27 protein-coding genes, 1 tRNA gene and 1 pseudogene are annotated in these 20,182 nt (G+C 68.5%); 16 read left to right on the forward strand and 13 right to left on the reverse strand.

Annotation, left to right across the window (positions count from 1 at the left end):
• Positions 1 to 33: 33 nt before the first annotated feature.
• Together AB0I79_RS48715 and AB0I79_RS48720 are read right to left on the reverse strand one after the other, a co-directional pair.
• Entirely contained in the window at positions 34 to 168 is a 135-nt protein-coding gene (locus AB0I79_RS48715; RefSeq protein ID WP_357889060.1) for a hypothetical protein, read from the reverse strand.
• A 290-nt stretch (positions 169 to 458) separates the two neighbouring features.
• Positions 459 to 848, reverse strand: coding sequence for a response regulator (locus AB0I79_RS48720; protein WP_357889063.1), 390 nt, complete (start codon positions 846 to 848; stop codon positions 459 to 461).
• Positions 849 to 963: 115 nt separating this feature from the next.
• On the opposite strand from AB0I79_RS48720, the gene AB0I79_RS48725 reads away from it, so the two are divergent.
• The 3 genes from AB0I79_RS48725 (at position 964) to AB0I79_RS48735 (ending at position 3,022) form a co-directional block, all read left to right on the forward strand.
• A tRNA-Arg gene (locus AB0I79_RS48725) sits at positions 964 to 1,035 on the forward strand.
• 1,250 nt (positions 1,036 to 2,285) lie between these two features.
• Positions 2,286 to 2,474: a hypothetical protein gene (locus tag AB0I79_RS48730; protein ID WP_357889066.1), complete on the forward strand. Its 189-nt coding sequence runs from the start codon at positions 2,286 to 2,288 to the stop codon at positions 2,472 to 2,474.
• A gap of 152 nt (positions 2,475 to 2,626) precedes the next feature.
• A complete protein-coding gene (locus AB0I79_RS48735) occupies positions 2,627 to 3,022 on the forward strand; it encodes a hypothetical protein (RefSeq protein WP_357889069.1) in 396 nt (131 codons plus the stop codon).
• Between the two features lie 19 nt (positions 3,023 to 3,041).
• Here AB0I79_RS48735 and AB0I79_RS48740 read toward each other — a convergent pair whose 3' ends face one another.
• The gene (locus tag AB0I79_RS48740; RefSeq protein ID WP_357889136.1) at positions 3,042 to 3,341 is read right to left on the reverse strand and encodes a helix-turn-helix domain-containing protein; all 300 of its coding nucleotides are present in this window, start codon (positions 3,339 to 3,341) and stop codon (positions 3,042 to 3,044) included.
• Positions 3,342 to 3,840: 499 nt separating this feature from the next.
• Here AB0I79_RS48740 and AB0I79_RS48745 point away from each other — a divergent pair, with 499 nt between their 5' ends.
• The 3 genes from AB0I79_RS48745 (at position 3,841) to AB0I79_RS48755 (ending at position 4,949) form a co-directional block, all read left to right on the forward strand.
• Positions 3,841 to 4,224 (forward strand): hypothetical protein, encoded by a 384-nt coding sequence (locus tag AB0I79_RS48745; protein ID WP_357889072.1) that lies wholly within the window; start codon positions 3,841 to 3,843, stop codon positions 4,222 to 4,224.
• A gap of 327 nt (positions 4,225 to 4,551) precedes the next feature.
• Positions 4,552 to 4,830, forward strand: coding sequence for a hypothetical protein (locus AB0I79_RS48750; RefSeq protein ID WP_357889142.1), 279 nt, complete (start codon positions 4,552 to 4,554; stop codon positions 4,828 to 4,830).
• A complete protein-coding gene (locus AB0I79_RS48755; RefSeq protein ID WP_357889075.1) occupies positions 4,785 to 4,949 on the forward strand; it encodes a tyrosine-type recombinase/integrase in 165 nt (54 codons plus the stop codon). Before AB0I79_RS48750 ends, AB0I79_RS48755 begins: the two co-directional genes overlap by 46 nt.
• A gap of 98 nt (positions 4,950 to 5,047) precedes the next feature.
• Here the strand turns inward: AB0I79_RS48755 and AB0I79_RS48760 are convergent, their stop codons facing one another.
• The 6 genes and pseudogenes from AB0I79_RS48760 to AB0I79_RS48785 form a co-directional block, all read right to left on the reverse strand.
• On the reverse strand, positions 5,048 to 5,440 hold the full coding sequence (locus AB0I79_RS48760; protein ID WP_357889078.1) for a tyrosine-type recombinase/integrase: 393 nt from the start codon (positions 5,438 to 5,440) through the stop codon (positions 5,048 to 5,050).
• 162 nt (positions 5,441 to 5,602) lie between these two features.
• Entirely contained in the window at positions 5,603 to 6,934 is a 1,332-nt protein-coding gene (locus AB0I79_RS48765; RefSeq protein ID WP_357889080.1) for an MFS transporter, read from the reverse strand.
• A gap of 88 nt (positions 6,935 to 7,022) precedes the next feature.
• Positions 7,023 to 7,682, reverse strand: coding sequence for an aldo/keto reductase (locus tag AB0I79_RS48770; protein ID WP_357889139.1), 660 nt, complete (start codon positions 7,680 to 7,682; stop codon positions 7,023 to 7,025).
• Positions 7,683 to 7,785: 103 nt separating this feature from the next.
• Positions 7,786 to 8,733: an aldo/keto reductase gene (locus tag AB0I79_RS48775; RefSeq protein WP_357889083.1), complete on the reverse strand. Its 948-nt coding sequence runs from the start codon at positions 8,731 to 8,733 to the stop codon at positions 7,786 to 7,788.
• Between the two features lie 437 nt (positions 8,734 to 9,170).
• Positions 9,171 to 9,284, reverse strand: a pseudogene (locus AB0I79_RS48780) (winged helix-turn-helix transcriptional regulator); the annotation flags it as partial.
• A gap of 954 nt (positions 9,285 to 10,238) precedes the next feature.
• A complete protein-coding gene (locus AB0I79_RS48785) occupies positions 10,239 to 10,586 on the reverse strand; it encodes a hypothetical protein (RefSeq protein ID WP_357889086.1) in 348 nt (115 codons plus the stop codon).
• Positions 10,587 to 10,637: 51 nt separating this feature from the next.
• Here AB0I79_RS48785 and AB0I79_RS48790 point away from each other — a divergent pair, with 51 nt between their 5' ends.
• The 3 genes from AB0I79_RS48790 (at position 10,638) to AB0I79_RS48800 (ending at position 12,578) form a co-directional block, all read left to right on the forward strand.
• On the forward strand, positions 10,638 to 11,456 hold the full coding sequence (locus tag AB0I79_RS48790) for a MurR/RpiR family transcriptional regulator (protein WP_357889089.1): 819 nt from the start codon (positions 10,638 to 10,640) through the stop codon (positions 11,454 to 11,456).
• 14 nt (positions 11,457 to 11,470) lie between these two features.
• Entirely contained in the window at positions 11,471 to 12,301 is an 831-nt protein-coding gene (locus AB0I79_RS48795) for an aldo/keto reductase (protein ID WP_357889091.1), read from the forward strand.
• Positions 12,302 to 12,437: 136 nt separating this feature from the next.
• The gene (locus AB0I79_RS48800) at positions 12,438 to 12,578 is read left to right on the forward strand and encodes a hypothetical protein (protein ID WP_357889094.1); all 141 of its coding nucleotides are present in this window, start codon (positions 12,438 to 12,440) and stop codon (positions 12,576 to 12,578) included.
• A gap of 474 nt (positions 12,579 to 13,052) precedes the next feature.
• On the opposite strand, the gene AB0I79_RS48805 is transcribed toward AB0I79_RS48800, so the two are convergent.
• Positions 13,053 to 13,571, reverse strand: coding sequence for a carboxymuconolactone decarboxylase family protein (locus tag AB0I79_RS48805; RefSeq protein WP_357889097.1), 519 nt, complete (start codon positions 13,569 to 13,571; stop codon positions 13,053 to 13,055).
• A gap of 58 nt (positions 13,572 to 13,629) precedes the next feature.
• Here AB0I79_RS48805 and AB0I79_RS48810 point away from each other — a divergent pair, with 58 nt between their 5' ends.
• Complete coding sequence (locus AB0I79_RS48810) at positions 13,630 to 14,103, forward strand: hypothetical protein (protein WP_357889100.1); 474 nt, start codon at positions 13,630 to 13,632, stop codon at positions 14,101 to 14,103.
• A gap of 32 nt (positions 14,104 to 14,135) precedes the next feature.
• Here AB0I79_RS48810 and AB0I79_RS48815 read toward each other — a convergent pair whose 3' ends face one another.
• Positions 14,136 to 15,113, reverse strand: coding sequence for a saccharopine dehydrogenase NADP-binding domain-containing protein (locus AB0I79_RS48815; protein WP_357889103.1), 978 nt, complete (start codon positions 15,111 to 15,113; stop codon positions 14,136 to 14,138).
• 158 nt (positions 15,114 to 15,271) lie between these two features.
• On the opposite strand from AB0I79_RS48815, the gene AB0I79_RS48820 reads away from it, so the two are divergent.
• From AB0I79_RS48820 to AB0I79_RS48845, 6 genes are all read left to right on the forward strand, one after another.
• Positions 15,272 to 15,973 carry a helix-turn-helix domain-containing protein gene (locus AB0I79_RS48820; protein ID WP_357889106.1) on the forward strand — a complete coding sequence of 234 codons (702 nt, stop codon included), beginning with the start codon at positions 15,272 to 15,274 and terminating at the stop codon, positions 15,971 to 15,973.
• Between the two features lie 341 nt (positions 15,974 to 16,314).
• Positions 16,315 to 16,611 (forward strand): FAD-dependent oxidoreductase, encoded by a 297-nt coding sequence (locus AB0I79_RS48825; RefSeq protein WP_357889109.1) that lies wholly within the window; start codon positions 16,315 to 16,317, stop codon positions 16,609 to 16,611.
• A complete protein-coding gene (locus AB0I79_RS48830; protein WP_357889112.1) occupies positions 16,602 to 17,138 on the forward strand; it encodes an FAD-dependent oxidoreductase in 537 nt (178 codons plus the stop codon). The genes AB0I79_RS48825 and AB0I79_RS48830 overlap by 10 nt, the downstream gene beginning before the upstream one ends.
• Positions 17,139 to 17,213: 75 nt before the next feature.
• Positions 17,214 to 17,588 (forward strand): BlaI/MecI/CopY family transcriptional regulator, encoded by a 375-nt coding sequence (locus tag AB0I79_RS48835; protein WP_357889117.1) that lies wholly within the window; start codon positions 17,214 to 17,216, stop codon positions 17,586 to 17,588.
• Positions 17,585 to 18,547 carry a M56 family metallopeptidase gene (locus AB0I79_RS48840; RefSeq protein WP_357889120.1) on the forward strand — a complete coding sequence of 321 codons (963 nt, stop codon included), beginning with the start codon at positions 17,585 to 17,587 and terminating at the stop codon, positions 18,545 to 18,547. The genes AB0I79_RS48835 and AB0I79_RS48840 overlap by 4 nt, the downstream gene beginning before the upstream one ends.
• Positions 18,548 to 18,576: 29 nt before the next feature.
• The gene (locus tag AB0I79_RS48845) at positions 18,577 to 19,203 is read left to right on the forward strand and encodes a hypothetical protein (RefSeq protein WP_357889123.1); all 627 of its coding nucleotides are present in this window, start codon (positions 18,577 to 18,579) and stop codon (positions 19,201 to 19,203) included.
• An 11-nt stretch (positions 19,204 to 19,214) separates the two neighbouring features.
• Here AB0I79_RS48845 and AB0I79_RS48850 read toward each other — a convergent pair whose 3' ends face one another.
• A complete protein-coding gene (locus AB0I79_RS48850; RefSeq protein WP_357889126.1) occupies positions 19,215 to 19,496 on the reverse strand; it encodes a metal-sensitive transcriptional regulator in 282 nt (93 codons plus the stop codon).
• Between the two features lie 34 nt (positions 19,497 to 19,530).
• On the reverse strand, positions 19,531 to 19,842 hold the full coding sequence (locus tag AB0I79_RS48855) for a helix-turn-helix domain-containing protein (RefSeq protein ID WP_357889130.1): 312 nt from the start codon (positions 19,840 to 19,842) through the stop codon (positions 19,531 to 19,533).
• Positions 19,843 to 20,182: the final 340 nt, after the last annotated feature.

Here is a 20,182-nt window from a genome sequence, read left to right on the forward strand (position 1 = left end):
CGAGAGTGCCGGTGGCAGGGCGCCAAGCCCCGCTCACAGCCGCGTACGAGCCCCCTCAACCGAACGCATGACGCCCTCGGCGCCACAACCGTCCGTCACCGCCCCCGCCTCGTCGAGCAGCGCCACCGCATCGTCGCGCCGCCCTTCGTCGAGAGCGATATGAGCCAATCCAACCAGGTTCGCCACCACCCCCGCCAGGAACCCGATCCCCCTGCGGAGCCGTACGGCCTTCTCCAGCCGCTCCCGCGCCTCCCCACCACATGCGCCGCCGCGACGCCGAGGTCCGGAGTGCGGACGAGAGCGCCAGCTCGTCACCGGCCCCCCTCGAGACCTCAGGGCACAACTTCACAGCCAGGAGCCGCCGCCCCCAGGCCACCCAGGAGCCGGCAAGGGCCGGCCAGGAGGCGCGAGCCCGACCCGCAGGTCCCGCCCGGTCCCGCCCCTCTCAGACCTCAACCTCAGTCCCGGGACCCGCTCCCCGCCAGATCCCGCACGACCTGGATCAACTCAGCAGGATCGAACGGCTTGGTGAGATACGCGTCCACCCCGATCCCCCGCCCCCGGACCTTGTCGTCATCCTGCGCCCTCGCCGTGATCAGCACGACCTTGATGTGACTGGTGGCCTCCTCCGCCCGCAACCGCTGCGCCGTCGTCCACCCGTCCAGGAACGGCATCATCACGTCAAGCGTGATGACATCCGGCATGACGTCGAGCACCCGCTCCAGACAATCCTGCCCGTCCGTGGCGGTCACGACCTCGAACCCCTCCAGGTTCAGGTTCACCGCGATGAGCTGCCGGATGACCTCGTCGTCGTCTACGACCAGTACTTTCCCAAGAACCTCACCCACGGGCGCAAAGCTAACGTGTAGCGGCCTGGTGACGGGTGGTTTCGCTGGAAGTGTTCACGAGGCTTTATCTGGTGCCGAGTGGTGGTCAGATGCTGGTAGCCTTAACACTCGTTGAGCCCCCTTAGCTCAGGGGATAGAGCACCGGCCTCCGGAGCCGGGTGCGCAGGTTCGAATCCTGCAGGGGGCACACAGAACAAGGGAACCGTCCTGGATCGCCGATCCTCCTTCGGGAGGGTCGGCGATTGCGTTTGTCAGGGCTTTGATCGCTGGCAAGTTGTCCTCCTTGACGGTGATGCGGATGAGCACTTCGTGGGTCTTCACGCGGTAGCGGAGCTCGAGGTTGAAGGCGTCGAAGAGCTTGCGTTGCAGGTTCTCGTCCACGCTGGCCAGGCCAGTGGCGAGCCGAGGAAGCTCCTTGAGTAGATCTTGATCCTCCTCGGGCTCAGCCTTGGCGGCCAGAGCCTTGAGCTCCTCGCTTTTCGCCTTGCGCGTGCGAGCCAGATCGGCGTAGCGACGCTGGAGGCGTTCGCGGAAGTCCCGGTCGATCTCCTCGTCGCCCGTTGGCTCCTGCTCTTCGATCTGGGTCAGAACGTTGTCCTGCCGCCTGCCGCCTGCCGAGATCGAGGATCTCCTTCTTGAGTCGATCGCTGCGAGTGTCGTCGCGCGACGGCTTCGGGCGCAGTTGGTCGCGCAAGATCCCGATACGTTGGTCGCTGAAGACGCGCGTGGCGAAGAACTCATGCACAAGATCAGAGAGGTCGTCTTCCCGTACCCACAGGCTCTTGGGGTGACTGGCGTACCAATCGCGGCGATCCTTGTGGTGACGCATATCGGGCTCACAGGCGTAGTACGCGACCTTGTGGCGGCTCTTGCCGTGCATGCGCCGGTCGCAGTCATCGCAGATCACGTACGAGCGGTAGGCGTACGTGCGGCGCGCCCATATACCCCAGTATGTGCTGCCACGACATCTGAGACAGCCTGGTACTGACAGTCCATAGGCCACGCAGGGCACTGGCTGTCCCCCGGCGATGCGATGAAGGTGGAGATCGGCGCCTGATTCACTCGCTTTGGCTGCTGGAGGTCGATTGGGGAGATGCGGATCGTGCGAGTCGTCGTCCCATTTCGACCGCGGCGCGGGGAGCGGCGAGCATGGAGCCACGTCCAGAGAGGGCCAACAACCACAGGAGTGAACGTGAAGCAGATGTTCAACAGACCGTCCTGGCCGCACTGACGACCGTCGCGGTGACGGCCTCACTTACCGTCGCCTCCACGACGGCCGCGTACGCGATCAACGAAGTCCCATGCGATGGGCGGTTCGACCGAGCTGCGTAGCCACTTCGGAGAACTTCCAGCTCAAGCTCGATGTGATGACTTTTGACGCGGTACACGGACCAGGTGAACAGGCGTGGGTCTGCGGGTTATCCGTGTAGTGCTGCCATGGTTGATCAGAAAGTGGACACTATCTGGACTGTCAATCGGTCGATCAACGCGGTGAAGATTGCCCGTGTGAAGGCGATGATCGCCAGCGTCGGCACCGTGATGTGCCCGAGCCTCGACACCATCGGGGCCGATCTGCGCCAGGCCGAGGAACGACGGGGCCGCTGGAGCTTCAGGGCATCCCGGTGAGGGTGTCAGTGAGCGCAAGATCGACGATCTTTCCAGTGGCCCCGTGATGCAGAGGCGCTGCGGGGCCTCACCGCGCCATCGCGTCCGTCAAGAACGCCCGTTGACCAATGCCCTAGCGCACTGCTCGACCAACACCAGACAAAGGAGCAGGAATGAACCAGAAACTCAAGCGCATGTTGCAGGCCATCCGCAAGCCTCTCACCGCATGTGCAGCCGTGTTGCTGCCAACGGCCGTGCTGGCCATCACCGCCGCGCCCGCACACGCCGCCGCCCCCTATAGAGTGCCTTGCGGTTCTGGAAACCAAATCCTGATTTATACAAAAGAGCCTAATAAACTCTGCTTTAGGGGCACCGGCGGAATTAACGTGGCCATCTACAAGGTACTGAATATTAAAAACATGACTGATCGATGGGTCACGATCTATTACACCAAAGATGGCGGCGGCCCTGCGGGGGGCATGCTCATCCGCCCGCATTCGTCAGGTGGCGCCGATGATGTGCCAGGCACCAAATGGAACCTCATCACGGTCACTCGGATTGCAACCTGATAGCTTTAGCCCGATCTGGTCATGAGGAGTCCCTTCGAGCGGGAGCTGAGGTGTGGCCCTGGGCGACGGCGGCCGCCGTGGTGGTGGTGCCCTCGGCAAGGGTGGGCGGGTCGTCGTCTTCCAGCGCCCGATACAGCGTGCTGCGGCCGACGCCGAGCTCGCGGGCGATCTGCGTGACCGACTGGCCGCGCGCACGGCGGGCCCGGGCTGCGGCGAGCACGTCCTCGGTCACCGCGGCCGGGCGGCCGCCCGTGCGGCCCTGAGCGCGGGCGGCCGCCCGGCCCTCCAGGGTCCGCTCTTGGATCAGGTCGCGCTGCAGTCAAGATCGTTCTCAGCGCCAACGGCTGTCCGCCGGTTCCTCAACCCCGGACCTGCCTGCGCGGGGTGTCTGCGAGGCGGAACAGGGCGCGGGCGGTGCCGGTGTACGTGATGTCGGGCTTGGCGACCAGGCGGCCGGTGAAGGTGATCGTGGTCATGGGGTGGTCCTTCCTCCGCGCGGGCGCGGTGTCCTGGGGGTCAGAAGGTCGGCGGGATCAGCGGGGCGATCTGGGCGCGCGGGTAGGTCTGGGCGTCGGCGAGCAGGCATCCGGCCAGGCCCTCCGCTCCCGAAGCTGCCCCCAGCCCCAAAGTAGGTTTTGATCGACTCGGGAAGGTCCTCCGCTCCCGAATGTGTCCCCAGTCGCCAGGTACGCCTCCTGTTCGAGCCTGGCTGGCTCGAGAAGGTGCTGGCACGCTTGGGCGATGTACCCTGACGCGCGGTCGATCGGTGTATCGGAGGTTCGGGACCGGTCCCTACTGTTATGCGGAAGAGTGTTCACATGGCCCTGAGAAGACTTCTTCGCAAGCTTCGGCGCGCCGACGGCCTTGACTCGGAAGGAAGCCCGATGCCACACAGCGCACCCGAAAGTGACGTGACGCTTCTCCTGCCCAGCCCGCGGCACAAGCGCAGGTGTTCGGAGGAGTTCGTAGACGAACTGTCTCAGCGGGTCATGCGCCTGCCGCTCGAAGAGTTGGGCCGTTGCTTCGGTGATGGTTGGTGCCGCGAGATTGAGCCATGGCTCGTCCTCGAGGGTCCTGGTCTTGGCTTCAAGCTCCTTATTGTGAAGGTGGACGGGTGGGAACTCGTAGAGATGGGCACCCGCATCAACGAGGTGTTCAACGAACATTGGAAGCGTGAGATGGACGGGTTTCCTCCCAGGTAGCGCGGGCCGCGGTCTAGAAAGTGCCACCGGCTATCGCCGTGGTTGTAGCCCGATGCGCCCGATGTGCGTCAACAGTCAACTCGTCGAACCCCACGGCGGCACGCCGTGGGGTTCGTGGCGTTGTGGGGCGGCAGGCTGCTGGCATCGGTCGATTGGGTGTCGGAATTAGAAGATTTAACGACACCCTCTGACTGGGCCCCGCAAGCCCTCTCGAAAACCGGACATCGAGTGGCGAACCGTGACGTCAGAGACCGGTTTCGAACAATGAATTGACGACAGGATTTTCCGACAGAAAATCGGGCTTCAACCCTTCCCGACGAGAGCCCGGTGCAGATCGTCTACTCCCGCGTCTCCACCGCGACCCAGTCCCTGCTGCGGCAGCGCCACATCCTCACCGAGGCCGGCCTTCTCATGCGCACCGAAGGCGTCGCCGAGGGATTCCGGCCAGCCGACGGCGTCCTCCTCTTCGAGAACCCCGCCACCACCTCCAAGATCCCCGCCCTCGATCGGCCCGCATTCGGCAAGATCGCCACCAAGGCGCACCCCGGGCGCTGTGGCGGATGCTCTATGAAACGGCGGCCAGAGCAGCGGAGATCCTGGCGCTGAACGTCGAGGACCTCGACATGGAGCACCGGCGCGCTCCGGTCCGGTCCAAGGCCCTCCGCTCCCGAACGTGGCCCCAGCCCCAAAGTAGCGATGAGCTAGATCACAGTTGCGGTTCGTGATCGTCACGAACCGCGTGTACCGGGGCGTAGAGGGTGTTCCCCGTTCGATCGTGTTGGCCCGGAACTCCTATGGCTCCGGCGAGCCGCCACTCAGTTGATCAGTGGGTACGGCGGCGGGGTGCCAGCACCTCGGTGGCCTTGGCGATGGCCTCGGCGCCGGGTTTGACGTAGCGCATGGCGGTGCGGGGGTTCTTGTGGCGGGTCTTGCCCATGATGAGCTGCAGCGGGATCTCGGCGTCGCCAAGGTGGGTGGCGGCGCTGTGGCGCAGCTGGTGCAGGTCGAGTCCGGCGTACTTCTCCAGCAGGACGCGGGCGCGGTCGTAGCCGAGGCGGGCGCGGCCGGTGTGCGGGCAGATGTCGGCGGCCGCGGGGTGGCGGGCCGGGACCGGACGGCGTTCGGACAGGAACAGCGGGCCGTGCGTGCGGGTGCTGCCGTCGGGGAGCCGGAGCAGACGAGGCAGCAGGTGGGCGGTGCCGCGCTCCCAGTACACCCACTCGATCGCGCTGCCCTTGGAGGCCCTCCGCTCCCGAACGTGTCCCCAGCCGCCAGGTAGGGGGGCTAGAGAGGCCAAAGAAGCCCGATGGAACTCAAGGGTTATTACTTATACGCACCCTCGAGGCGCGCCTGTCCCGTACATCGCGCTGATCGCGCACTATGCCGGTGCCGCCGGCCGGGCCGCCTCGACCTTCGCCGCGTCGCGCTCGGGGTCGACCAACACGGCGAACAACACTCCTCCCACGATGGCCATACCGCCGGCCAGCATGAACACGATGGCGTAACCCTGGGCGAGGGTGCCCGCCGCCCGGGCCATGTCGAGGACGTGACCGGTGATCAATGGCCCGGCCGCGGCCAGGAGACCAGCCGCGGCCAATCCGGCCGACAGCACGCTTCTTTGCTGCCCGGGGGGCGTTATCTGCACGAGAGCAGGATTGAGCACGGCGCTGATGCTGATGGCCAGTCCGTAGCCCAGCATCAGCAGGGCGAAAGGCGCCACCGGCCCCGAGGCGAGGGGCAGGGCGGCGAGAAGGGCGCCGCCCAGCGCTAGCAGCACACCGCCGGACAGGCCGCGGGCGCGGCGGGCCGACGTCCCTTTCCTGAGCATCCGGTCGCTCCATGCGCCGTACCCGTACAGGAACACCATGGCGGTGATGCTCGGGACGCCGAACAGCGAGCCCGCGGTCACCGCGGAGAAGCCCAGGCTCACCTGGAAGTAGGACGGCAGCCATGTGAGGACGACGATCGCGAGCATCGCCACCGCAGTGTATGCGGCCACGAAGCCGGCGAAGGTGCCCGTCAGCAGGATGGAACGAAGGGGTGCACGCGACGCGACGGTCTCGGTCGCGGACGTCGCCCGGCCATGCGGCCCCTCTCGCCCGATCAACAGCCAGCCCATACTCCAGGCGAAGCCCAGGAGGGCGACGGCCAGGAATCCGGCCTCCCAGCCGAAGACGGCGATGACGACGGCCAAGGGCGGGGCGAAGAGCAGTTTACCGAAGGACGCTCCGGTCGTGAGCAATGCCGTGGGGAAGCCGCGCCGCTGGTTCGGCCACCAGGTGTAGGCGGTGGCGTACGCCGCCGGTGCAGCGGGGCCCTCGGTCGCGCCGAGCATGGAACGCGTCGCCAGGAGCAGCGCGCCCGAGGCGGCGAAGACGATCGGCAACTGGAGCAACGACCAGATGACGACAACGGTGAAGAGGGTCACTTTGACCGGCAGCCGGTCTGCTACCAGGGAGTACAGCAGTACCGAGAGCGGACTGAGCAGGCCCGCGGCGCTGCTGACGGCGCCGAACTCGGCTGCCGAGAGCCCGAGGTCGGCCATGGCCGGCTGGGCGACGAGCCCGAGGATCGCCTTGTCCAGATAAGAGATGAGAAGGACACCGAGCAGCATCACAGTGATGCTCCAGGCCCGCACCGGACGTGGCTCGGCCGCCATGATCGGCGTGGTGATCGGCTCGCGCCGCGGCAGAACACGTTCGCTCATCATGATGGTTCCTCCCTGAGGGCCGATGGGGGTGGGTGCGGACCAGAGCAGTCCGCCGGGGCGGATTCGGACGCGGCGGATCACAGTGGGCTCAGCCGTTGACGAAGGTGAGGCTGTTCGCGTCGTAGCGGGTGCCCGCTATCTGTTCGGGCGGGGCGGCGGCCTCGATGGCGGCCAGGTCGTCGGCGGACAGTTCGATGTCCAGGGCCGCGAGGTTCTCCTCCAGGTAGCGCTGCCGCCGGGTGCCGGGGATCGGCACCCCGTCCTCGCCCTGGTGCTGGACCCAGGCCAGGGCAAGCTGGCCGGCAGTGACTCCCTTCGCCGTGGCCAGCTCGTTCAGCTTCGCGACGATCGCCAGGTTCCGTTCGAGGTTGCCGTCGGCGAATCGCGGCTGGCTGCGCCGGACGTCGGTCTCCGCCAGCCCGTCCACCGAGCTGTACCGGCCGGTCAGGAAACCACGTCCGAGCGGGGAGAACGGGACCAGGCCGACGCCGAGCTCTCGGCAGACCGGGGCGATCTCCGTCTCCAGATCGCGGATCCACAGTGACCACTCGCTCTGCAGCGCGGCGATGGGGTGCACCGCGTGCGCCCGCCGGATGGTACGCGCGCCGGCCTCGGAGAGCCCGAGGTAGCGGACCTTTCCGGCCCGCACCAGTTCGGCCATGGCGCCGACGGTCTCCTCGATCGGGACCTGCGGGTCGACCCGGTGCTGGTAGTAGAGGTCGAGGTGGTCGACACCGAGCCGGCGCAGCTACGCCTCGCACGCCTGACGCACGTAAGCGGCGTCGCCGCGGACCCGGGTCGGTTCACCCAGGCGATTGGCGAAGCCGAACAGCCCGTTGCTGATGAGGCGCTCAGGCGACGGCGTCCAGCCGCGCGCGCAGTTCCCCGGGGAGCGCCAAGGCGGCGCTGGCCAGGGCTTCCTCCAGCTGAGCCACGCTGCTGACGCCAACGATCGGTGTCACCGCCGGGACGCCCCCGGTCAGCCAGGCGAGCACGATCTGGTTGCGGGTGACGCCGACTTCGTCGGCCACCTCGGTCAGCACGGTCAGCCGGCGGGCCGTCCCCGGATGGTCATAAGCCTCGGCCAGGGGGCGGTCGTCGCGGGTGTAGGCGCCGTTGAGCAGCGGGGTATAGGCCCATAGGGTGAGCTCGCGCTCCGAGCCAACGTAGTCGATGACCTCGTCGGTCACCCAGCCGAATCGGTGACTTTGATCAGCAACGGCGGCGCCGGGGCGCGGTCTGAGATAGGAGTGGCGCAGCTGCAAGGCGGTGTAGCTGGGCCAGCCGTTGGCCTGGGCGACGAGGCGAGCGCGCTCCACGCGCCAGAGGGCGTGGTTGGAGGCGCCGAGACGGTTCACCGCGCCGGACTCCACGAGCAACGCCAGTGCGTGTCCGGTCTCCTCCAGCGGCACCGACCGATCTTCCATATGGGTCCAGAACAGGTCGATGTGATCAGTGCCCAGGCGGCGGAGGCTGCCTTCGACCGCTGTCTTGATCGCTGGGGCTGACAGTCCCTCTCGATTGGCCGGCCACTCGCCGCCGCCGACCGGTTGGGCGCCCGCCTTGGTGCTGAGTCGTACGCGGTCGCGAACGCCGGGACGTCTGGCCAGCCATGTGCCGATCAGCCGCTCGCTGTGCCCGCCCGCGCCGTTGGGGTCGGACCAGAACGCATAGCAGTTCGCCGTGTCGATCAGTGTGCCGCCCGCGTCGACGAACCGATCCAGCAAGTCGAAAGCGGTCTGTTCGTCCACCTGGCTGCCGAAGCGCATCGCCCCGAGGGCGAAGTTCACCTGTGCCATGTCGTGCTTCCCTTCGTCAGGACGGGCAGGAGTCTGGCAGCTGGAGCGCACTCAAGGTCAACCCCCGCGATCTTGGGACATGAGCATCCCGGCGGCTCGATCACGGCCGGCACCTGCTCCAGCGCGGTGCCGTACGTCGCAAGACATCGACGGCGAGTTCATAGCGGCGGCCGCCATCAGGGGCGCAGCCGGTGGAACAGCTCTACCTGGGCGGGGGTATTCGATGTCCGCCTCGTCGTGCGTCATCCCCGAGCGGGCGGCCTTGTGGAAGGAGGCATGCTCTGGCCTTCGGGGAGGATCAGAGCGGATTCTGGCGTTACCGGGTGCGGGCGCCGTGACCCCGGCCGCAGCGGACGTCAGGCCCCGGGAGCCGGAGGTGAGCAGGCAGAGGAACACGCGAGCGGGCATCCGGGGAAGGCCGATCCCCGACCATGGGTGAGCACCTTCTCGCTGACACCGGGCAGGCCGCGGCGCAGCTCGCCGAACCGGTGCGTCCGCTGGTCCAGCGCCCAGAGGATGAGCGCCTTCCACTTGCCGCCGATGACGTCCATCGCGGCGTCGAGGGCACAGAAGTAGGGCGGATTGCGCACCCACCCATGGTAATCAGGCTGCCCAGGGCCTGATGGCTGCTCCTGGGGTCAGCGGGCGGCGAGGGCGCGGCGCATGCTCCAGAGTGAGGCGCGCAGGGCAGGTGGGGCCAGCCGCACAGCACGAGCATCACCGCGAGGAAGATCCGCTCGGTCCGTATCAGCGCGTGTTATCTGGGGTTCTCAAGCGAAGTAGCTGGTCAACGGCTTGAAGGTCGTTAAGGCACGTAAGGCAAGTAGGCTGCTCGCGTCTGCCGCTCCGGTTGATCACCAGAGGGATCCCGAGCCCGTGAATGCGCGGGCGTTGGGCCACCAACGGAACCGCCGAACGCCCGCGTCTCTCTGCCCCGTGACAACGGCTATGGTGCGCCATCCGCGGTGGCGGATCGATCCGCCTCGCTTCGCAAGCGCAGGCGCGCTTCGAGACGACCGGTGAGGTCGACTACGTGCCCGTGGTCAGCACCACCGACCCGCGCGCGGCCATGCCGTACGACATCGACTTCTATCTCAACCCCGAACGTGGCGGCAGCCCCGCCTGGCCCAACCGGTTCGCGGTCATGGCTGGAAAGACTGGCTGGCCTTCGGCTCCATCGCCTACGCACCGAAGATCACCCAGCCGACGCTGATCGTGCACAGCCAGGACGCGGCCATCCCCGACGGGGCACGCCGCTTCCACGCCGGCCTAGCCGGGCCGAAAGACATCCTGTGGACCCAGGGCACCCGGTTCGACGTCTACGACCAAGAGCCCCAAGTCGCCGTCGCGGCCGACACCGCGGCGGCACACTTCGCACGGACACTGCGATAATCCTGGTCAGCGGCGCGACCGGCAACGCGGGCCGCTAGGTCGTGCGCGACGCTCGCCGATGTTCGCCGCCATCTCGCGTCGCCTCGGCTGGATCTGATCATCAACTGGAGCAGTCAGCCGGAGCGGCGGGGGCCGGCGATGACTTTGAGCTGCAGATCCCGATCCTCGTCGTGGTCGGGCAGGCTGAGGGTGACCGTGTAGCCGGCCATGGCGAGGATGTCAGCGAACGCCTTGAGCGTGGCATTCACCACGTCGAGCTCGAAGCGTGCCATCGGATGGTCTGTGTCGAGGCCGATGAGCATGGTCTCAAAGAGGCACCAGCCCACACGGATTGATCGGGTGTCACGGCTCAAGGAGAAGCCGCTGACGTTCTCGTCCGCGTGAGGGAACCCAGCAGTGGTCAGCAGTTCGACAAGGTCATGTTCTAACTGGTCCAGATCGGCAGCGGTCGCATCGGCCACGGCCGCGACCCTACCAGGAGACGGAATTTGATTCCTTGATATTGTCGATGGATGAAACAGAATTCTCTCCGTGCGACCGTGCGGGCGAGACTCTCCGGGCTGCACGACGCCGAGGCGCGGGTCGCGCACGTGGTGCTCGACCAGGGCGCCCAGCTCGTCCACCTGAGCGTCAGCGACGTGGCCAGGCTGGCCGGCACGTCGGCGTCCACCGTCGTGCGGTCGTGCCGGAGGCTGGGGTTCGGCGGTTACCAGGAGCTGAAGATCGCTGCCGCCCGTGAGGCGCCGCCGGAGCCACGAGACGAGCTCGACCCGCTGACCGCGACCGTCCGGGCGGCGCAGGAAGCGCTCGGCGGGCTCCCTGCCACGCTCTCGCGCACCGACCTGAGCTCCGCCGCCGAAGCGCTCAGCGGGGCCGATCGGGTGCTGATGGCGGCCACCGGCCTGTCCGGCGCGATCGCCGTCGACGCCGCCTACCGGCTGCGAGCCCTGGGCCTGCCGGTGGACCTGCCGCCCGACCCGCTCACCGCACACCTGGCCGCCGAGCTGCTGCCACAGAGGTCCGTCTGCCTGGCGATCAGCCACAGCGGGGCCACCCGCACCACCGTCGAGACCGCCCGCCGCGCCCGCGCCGCTGGGGCGAAGGTCGTGACGATCACCAGCTACGCCAGCTCGCCGCTGGCGGAGGAGAGCACGTGGGTGCTCCTCGGCGGCGGGCAGGACCTCGTCTTCGGGATGGAGGCGGTGGCCAGCCGCCTCGCCCACCTCACCATCGTCGACACGCTGTCCATGATCCTGCTCGGGCTGGGCGGCGGCAGGTCCGAACGGGCGGTGTCGGCCTCCGCCGAGGTCACCGCCGACCACAGCTATTGAGAGGACGGCCCCCATTGGTCAGTCAGAGTTTCGACATCGCGGGTGAGCTGCGGGTGCGGCGGCTGGGGTACGGCACCGGGATGCTGACCGGGCTCGGCTACTGGGGACCACGTCTGGAGCCCGAAGAGGCCGTGACCGTGCTCCGTCGCGCCGTGGAACGCGGAGTGACGCTCATCGACACGGCCGACAACTACGGCCCGGACATCGCAGAAGAGCTGGTGGCGCAGGCGCTGCACCCGTACCCGGACGATCTGGTGGTGGCGACGAAGGGCGGCGTCGTCCGTACCGGGCCCAACCTCTGGCACACCGACGGACGGCCAGAGCGGCTGCGCGTCATGTGCGAGGCGAGCCTGCGCCGGCTCAAGACCGAGACCATCCACCTCTACCAACTCCACCGGATCGACCCGGACGTGCCGCTGGCCGACCAACTCGGCACGCTGGCCGAACTGCGGGCCGAGGGCAAGATCCGGCACATCGGGCTCGACACGGTCACCGCGCAAGAACTGGAACGGGCCCTGGAAATCACACCGATCGCCTCGGTGCAGAACCGCTTCAACCTGCTGGATCGCGAGTCCACGCCGGTGCTGGAGATGTGCCAGGAGCGAGGGCTCGCATTCTTGCCATGGTTCCCGCTGGGCAACGGCGCGCTGGCCAGATCCGACCTGCCGGAAGTCGCCCGGCGCCACGGAGCCACTCCCGCGCAGGTGGCACTGGCGTGGCTGCTCCACCGTTCGCCGGTCATCCTGCCCACGCCCGGCACGGGGTCGCTCGCCCACCTGGAAGAGAACCTGAACGCGGCCGCCATCGAGCTCACCCCGGACGATCTGGTCGCCCTCGACCGTTGACCGTACAGCCGGGGCATGCTCGCCGTCCCCACCGACCACATCGCCGGCGGCATCGCCATGGTGGCCGAGCAGAAGGCCACATTTGGAACGCGGCCTGGCCAGGCCGTACGTACTAGACGATGCCACGCTGGCGCGGATGAAGACGGTGTTCACCCAGACCGCCGCGGTCGACGAGTGGTGCGCCGGGCAGGGCCGCCGCTGTGCGCCCAGCTCGGGCCTGACCGCGGACCAGCGGCGCGGGGTCGAGCGCTACCAGGCGCTGGTCGAGTGCACCTGACATGGCTGACATGCCTGAAGACCCCTAGATATCTGTCCGGCAAGTACGCGCCAACCTTACTTGCCACACATGCCTGACTACCATGAGCCACCCCAGATAACGTCGGCGAGCGGGTCGGCTGACCGCGCGTGATCAGGTAGACGCGGGCGCCAAACACGGCCAGGACGAGCAGCGACATCGCCGGTCCGATCAGCCACCCGATAACCCATGCGCGCGTCCAAGAGGCGGCCCCATCTGCGGCGACGCCTTGAATTTCGACGCTGGTCCAAGCCAGCGCCAGCGTCAACACGATCATTCCTGCGGTTGCCAGCCGGGCGGCGGCGTTGGCGGGGGTCATGCGGTCACCTCAGCACACGCGGGCGCTCGCCGAAAGACGATGCTGGCGGACCGCGCGGACAGGCTTACGCGCCTCGCGACCATACGGCGTTCCGGCGATTCCTCAGAGAGAGTGAACGCAGGGCGTCGTGCCACCGCTCAGTTCGCTGGTTGCAGGCCGGCCAGGAGGTTGAAGGCTCCGGTCAGCAGGTTGAGGGTGACCACGCCGACGATCTCCGCGATGATGCGGTCGCTCCAGCCATGCGCCCGGAGGTCGGCGACATCCGCGTCGGTGAGGGAGGACGGCTCCGCCAGCACCCGTACGGCCACGGCGATCAGGGCCGCCTCCCTGGCGTCGGTGGACGTGCCCTGCCGGGCCAGCGCGATGTCGGCCTCGCTGAGCCCGGCCGCGCGTCCGGCCTCGACGTGCGCCTGCAAGCAGGTGCCGCATCCGATCCACTCCTGGACAGCGAGGGAGACCTTCTCGCTGAGGGCCCGGGGCAGCTTGACCCGCCTCATGGCACGCGAGAAGTTCAGGTAGCCCTCGAGCAGCGCCGGCGAGTGCGCCATGGTGGCGACCATCTCCCCCACGCTGCCTCTTCTGTCGAGGATGTCGTTCAGCAGTTCCTTGGACTTGCCCGGTGCGTCGGCGGGCTCAAGCGGGACGAGACGTCGCATATGTCCTCCTCCGGACTCCCCATGTACTATACCCCCCTACCGTATAATGGAGGAAAGCGTGGAGCGACTGCTCGTTGACCATTTGTCCCACTGGCTCGACGGCTGGCCCGCGGTGACCGAGCTGGACATCATCGGCGCGGACAAGCGAGATCATCCCGGCTGGGACGGCAAGATCCATCCCGCGATCGGGGTGTCCAGCCCGGAGGCAGGCGTGTTGTCGGTCCCGCCACACGCCGTCACGGCCGTGGCGGAGCAGTACGCCGAGGACAAGGACCTCGCCGTGCTGGGGCCGCGGATCCCCGCCATGGTGGGCTTCCCCGAGCGCGGCTGGTTCGCCGCCGTCTACCGGTGGACCACCCGCCCCGAGCCCCTCCCCGACGCCGGCACCTGGATGGCCATCGCGCGCAGCATGGGCGTTTCGACGCGGACCGTCACCCGTCTGGTCGGCGAGCTGACGACGATACTGGGAGCGAGCAGCCGGTTCCAGGCAGGCGTACGGGCGGCACGACTCGGCTGGCTCGACCCCGGCTGACCGGCGAGCGACGGGACCGCCTCCCGCGCGGTTCACCCGTCCACGTCGAGGACGAACCCGTCGGCGGCCAGTTCGGTCAGGAAGGCGATCGGGTCCACCAGTTGCTCGATGTGGCGCACGCCGGCCGGCAGCCCCGGCAGGTGGCGGAGGAGCAACGCGGCTGCGCGACCGGTCGCACGACTCTGTGAGTGCCCGCTGAAGGACGCCTGAGCCTCGCCGGCGCTGACCGTCACGGCGAAACCGTCGCTTCCGAGGTGAACCTTCGCCAGCGTCTTGAGCAGCAGCTCTCGCGTCCGGGGACGGCGCAGCAACCCTGCGATGGCGGGCCGCCGGGCTGCGGCCAGGAGAGTGGTGAAGAGGCGGGAGTCCAGGCACAGGCCCGTGCGGGCGGACGGCACAGCGATCGTCCCGGGCAGCGTGTACTGGTCGGAGAAGGGGAAGCGATGCACGGTACGAGCGCCGTACGGCTCGGGGAAGGCCATCGTCCACGATCCTTCGAGCACGCCCAGCCCGTCCAGCGTCCAGGCGATCGCCGCCGAGCCATGCTGCTCCCCCGAACCGAGCAGCACGCCGATGCGCAGGTCGCTGTCCGGTGACCGCTCGGCGACCACGCGTGCCAGCAGGTTGGTGACACCGGGTACGAGGCCGACGCTCAGGACGGCGGTCGTGGCGCGCGCCGCGGCGAGACCGTCCAGCTTCTCGATCGAGGCCAGCACGTCAGGGGAGGCCGACACGTCGACATAGCCGATGCCGCGCTCCAGGCAGGCGCGGGCGACGAGGGCGTTGCCGGCCTCAGCGCACATGAGCACCGTCGTGATTCCCTCCAGCGACCTGGCCAGGTCGGCGGGGTCGGCGGCGTCCACACGAACCGACGTCACACCGGGAAGGGGCCGGGCGCGGCCTGGATGGCGCCCGGCGACGATCACCTCCGTGCCGGGACGTCCCGACAGGGCCAGGGCAGCCTCGCGGCCGACCGCGCCATATCCGCCGAGGACGAGGACGGCGCTCATCGACGGGCCCCTCCCTTCTCTGCCCCTTCCGCAACCGGTCGCCTGAGAGTGAACGTGGTGAGGGCACAGGCGATCCCCAAGACGGCAAGCCTGCCTGCTACCGCTATTTTCGTAGTCACACTACAAGAATGTTTTCGTAGTGACGCTATAGTCAAATCGTGAGCGCAGCACCACCACGACGACGACACGACAGCGGCCGTACTCCCGAGAAGGAGGACGGGAGGGCAGCTCGGGCCAGGTCCACCCGCGCCCGCATCATCGCGGCGGCCACCGAGCTGTTCACCACGACCGGCTACACGAGCACGAGCGTCAATGCCATCGCAGCCGAGGCAGGCGTAGGCGAGCAGACCGTCTACTACGCCTTCGGCACCAAGCGGGCCATCCTCACCGCGGCTCTCGATCTGGCCGTCGCGGGCGACGACGAGCCGGTGTCCACCCTCGAACGCCCCTGGGCGCGGGACGCGATCGCCGACCCGGACCCGCTCGGGCAGCTCCGCCGCCAGGTGGCCGGTGCCGGAGAGATCTACTCGCGTGCCGCTCCCCTCCTGGACGTCGTGCGCAGCGCCGCCACCACCGACCCCGACCTCACCGAGGTCTGGACCACGAACCTCCAGCAGCGCCTCACCGTGCAACGCGTCTTCGCCGAAGCACTGGCCCGCAAAACGCCCCTGCGCGACGGGCTCACCAGCGAGCTCGCGGCCGACGTCGCGCTGACGATCCTGTCCCCCGAGACGTACAACCTGCTGGTCCACAGCCGCGGCTGGAGCCGGGTGCGCTGGCGGGGGTGGGCCTTCGATGCCCTCGTCGGCCTGCTCACCACCCTGCCCCGCGGCACGTCACGACACTTGCCAGTGTACTAACGCGGCTCGTAGTACCCGCGAGGAACCAGCCGGGCGCCGCCACCCAGGGATGTACAGCACCCGGCTGTCATCGTTCAACGAGAGCGCCGGCGAAGGCCTCTCGTGCGGCTTCAGTCAGGCGGAGACCAGCTCGTAGCCGGCTTCCCCACGGCGCCCGATCGCCGGAGCCTCGTTGGCAGGTCTCCGCGCGTTCCAGGCGCTGCGGCGTGAAGGATTCGACGGCACGATCACCCTGGTGGGGGCCGAGAAGCACCTGCCCTACAACCGTCCTCCGCTGTCCAAGAGCATGCTGAGGGGCGATGACGAGGTCACGCTTCCGGTGCCGAGGAGCTCGGCGACCGATGGCTCAAGGGCCGCCATGCCGTACGGCTGGACACCTCGGAGCGGCGACTGGTCCTGGACGACGGTTCGGAGGTGCACTACGACGGCTTCATCGGGGCGAGGTCGCCTCGACCGCTCGCGCCCTCGGGCTGGGCGTCACGCTCGTGGACGCGTCCCCGTACCCGATGCGGAACGTCCTGGGCACCGAAGCCGCACGCTGGCTGGCCGGCCATCACCGGGACAACGGCGTCGAGCTCGTCAGCGAGACCCGCGTGACCGGGTTCAACGGCAACGGCAGGGTGACGGCGTGCGCTTGAGCGACGGCCGCACACTGCCCGCCGACCTGGTCATCGCCGGCATGGGCGTGGTGCCGAACACCGACTGGCTGGACGGCAGCGGGCTGACGGTGAGCGACGGGGTGGTGTGCGACCAGCGCCTGTTCGCCTCGGGCGCGCAGGACGTGGTCGCCGCCGGCGACGTCGCGCGTTGGCCGCACAACCTGTACGGGGGCACGCTGGTCCGCATCGAGCACTGGTCGAACGCCAACGACCAGGGTGCCGCCGCGGCGCTCAACCTGCCGGCCGGACCGGAGAACGCCAAGCCCTTCGCCGACCTGCCCTCCTTCGCCACCCACGTGCACGGCGCGCGCATCCAGACCGCCGGCCTGCCGCATCTCGCGGACGAGAGCCGCATCGTGACCGGGGACCCGGGCGAGGGACGTTTCGCCGTCGCCTTCGCCAAGGACGGCGCGCTCGTCGGCGCGGCCGCGGTGAACGCGCCCAAGGACCTGATCCGTATCAAGCGCGCCGTCGCGGCCGGCGATCACCTGAGTTCCCTGGCGTGACCAGCAGGCACTCCTGGCCACGCATCTACGATCACCGGTAGCATTTGGGCAGACCGCGGGTGGAGGGACGATCAGATGGTGCGTGGCCTAGGGGAGCTCGAGTCCACGATCATGGATCACATGTGGGCCGTCAAGCGCCCGGCCTCGGTCAGGGATGTCCTGGAGCACCTGCAGCAGGAGCGCACCCTCGCCTACACGACGGTCATGACCGTGATGGACAAGCTGCACACCAAGGGCCTGCTCAAGCGCCAGCCGGTAGGCCGCGCCTACATCTACGAGGCGGTGTCGTCCAAGGAGGCCTACACCGCCGATGTGATGCGCGCGTCCCTGGCCGCGAGCGGCAACAGGGCGGCCACGCTGGTCCACTTCCTCGAGCGCCTGACCCCGGAGGAGGCCAGCGCCTTGGAGGCGGCGCTCCAGGTGTATCCGCCGCGGGGACGTAGCTCATGATCGTGGCGATCGTCCTGGCCCTGTACGGCCTCTTCGCGGCGCTGGCGCTGCCGAAGGTGCTCAAGCGGGCTTCCTGGGCCGACCGCGCGCCGCGACTGGCGATCGCCATGTGGCAGGCGGCCGGAACGTCGGTGGTCGCCTCGGTGCTGTTGTCGGCGTTCGCCGTCGCCGTGCCCGCCTCCGTGGTAGGGCACGGCCTGGCCGACCTGTTCGAGGCCTGCGCCGCGCTGCTGCACGACGAAGCGGCCCTGAGCTCGGCCGGCACCCGCGCGAGCATCGCCTTCGCCGGGCTTCTCCTGATCAGAGTCGCCTGCACGGGCGCCGCGGTCCTGCTCCGTGCGCGCCGCGAACGTCGCCGGCACGCCGAAGCACTGTCGCTTCTCGGCAAACACGACGGCGACCTCGACGCGCTCGTGGTGGACTACGACGAGCGCCTGGTGTACTGCCTGCCCGGCAGGAAGGGCCACGCGGTCATCACCACCGGCGCGCTGCGCTCCCTCGCCCCCGAACAGGTGGCCGCCGTGCTCGCCCACGAACAGGCGCACCTGCGGGGGCGCCACCACCTGGTGCTCGCCGCCGCCGAGGCCCTGGCCCGGGCATTCCCTCGCGTGCCCCTGTTCGAGCAGGCCCGCGTGGAGGTCGCACGCCTGGTCGAGCTGCTGGCCGACGACGTCGCGGCACGCCGCCACCAGCGCATCCACATCGCGACCGCGTTGGTCGGGCTCGCGACGGGGAAGGTGCCGTCGTTCGCACTGGGCGCGGGCGGTGAGACGGCACTGACGCGTGTCCGCAGGATGCTGCATCCGCAGGCGCCGCTCGGCCGGCGGGAGCGCATCGCCGGGCTGGTTGCGGTTGCCGCGCTGCTCGTGGGTCCTGCCACGGTGGCGGCGGCACCGGGCGTGGCCGCGTTCCTCGCCCATCACTGTCATTCCTTCCTGACCCTCCAGCTACTACGATGAGCGGTAGTAGTAAGTTGTAGACTCGCGACATGAAGTTCGCGGGACAGCGGCTGCGCATGGGTGTCGCCGGAATCGCACTGGGCGTCACGCTGACCGCCTGCGGCCAAGCGGCACAGGAGCCGGGCCGCACGGCCAATGCGGACCTGGGCATCGGACATGTGCACGGACTCGGCGTCGACCCGGCCGATGGAGCCCTTTACGTAGCGGGCCACTACAGGCTGTTCAGGATCACTTCCCCCACGGCCGCCACCCGGGTCGCCGACCGCGACCAGGACCACATGGGCTTCACCATCATGGGCCCGAAGACGTTCCTGGCGAGCGGGCACCCCTCGGCGGAGGACGTCTCCCCCGAACGACCGGGCTACTACGACGACCTCACGAAGGCTCCCCCGCTCAGCCACGTCGACGTCCTGCCAGGCGAAGTGCTTGTGGGCGCCGGAGCCGATGGCCGGGTACACATCAGCCAGGACTCCGGCAGGACGTGGTCGGCCGCCGGAAAGCTCCCCGCACAAGCTGCAGCCTTCGCCGCCGTGGACCGGCAGCACCTGCTGGCAGCCCTGGAGGACGGCACGGTGCTGGAGTCCAAGGACGGTGGCAAGACCTTCACCACCGCCGCCTGGCCCAGCGGTACCCGGCCACGCCTGCTACCTACGTGACGAAACGCAGGTCAGGAACGCACCAGCCTCGCGATGGCGTCGCTGGCCTCCTTGACCTTCGCCTCGGCCTCTGGGCCACCCTGCCGGGTCGCTTCGGCGACGCAGTGGGCGAGGTGCTCCTCCAGCAGGGCCAGGGAGAACGACTTCAGCGCGCTGGTGGCAGCGGATATCTGAGTCAGGATGTCGACGCAGTACGTGTCCTCCTCGACCATGCGCTGCAGGCCACGGATCTGCCCCTCGACACGGCGCAACCGGGTGATGTGGTTCTTCTTGCCATGGCTGTATCCGGCCATATCCGCCCCTCCATCGGCGCCACCGCCCATGACCTTATCCCTCAGCGGTATGTGAGACCTCATCGAAGATCCGGGCGTGGCCTACCGGCTCGTCGCGGTGCAGGAACGCCACGAGCGCGCCATCCCCGTGCCCGCGAGATCGCCGCGAGCGCCCCCGTACGGCCCGTAGCCGGGCGGCGGGCTCGCCGGTCTGATCCCGTACCTGTGCCAGGTGTTCGAGGTGGCCTGTGATCTGCCGTTCGCGCCAGGCGAGCAGGATCGTTTCGACGTCAGGGAAGTACTTGTACAGCGTCGCACGGCCGATGCCGGCCCTCTCCGCGATCTGGGGCATCGCGACCGATCGCACTGGCCGGCGTCGCGGCGGCCCCGGAGCCCGATCCTGATGTGCTGCGGAGCCCTTCCGTTCTCATCCACTCCGTCCTGGCGGTGATGCTGCTGCTCTTGGCCGTGTTCAAGCCGCGTGGCCGGATGAGATTCGTCGCGTCCAGGGCTGCTGCACCCCAGCAATGAAGGGATGGCTCCGCGCCGTTCGACGTGGAGCCATCCCGCTCGTGTTACTTGAAGCGGCGCAGCCGGAGGCTGTTGGTGACAACGAAGACGCTGGAGAACGCCATCGCCGCACCCGCGATCATCGGGTTGAGCAGGCCGAGGGCGGCCAGCGGCAGGGCGGCCACGTTGTAGGCGAA

This window comes from Nonomuraea sp. NPDC050202 (assembly GCF_040656115.1).
GTDB lineage: Bacteria > Actinomycetota > Actinomycetes > Streptosporangiales > Streptosporangiaceae > Nonomuraea.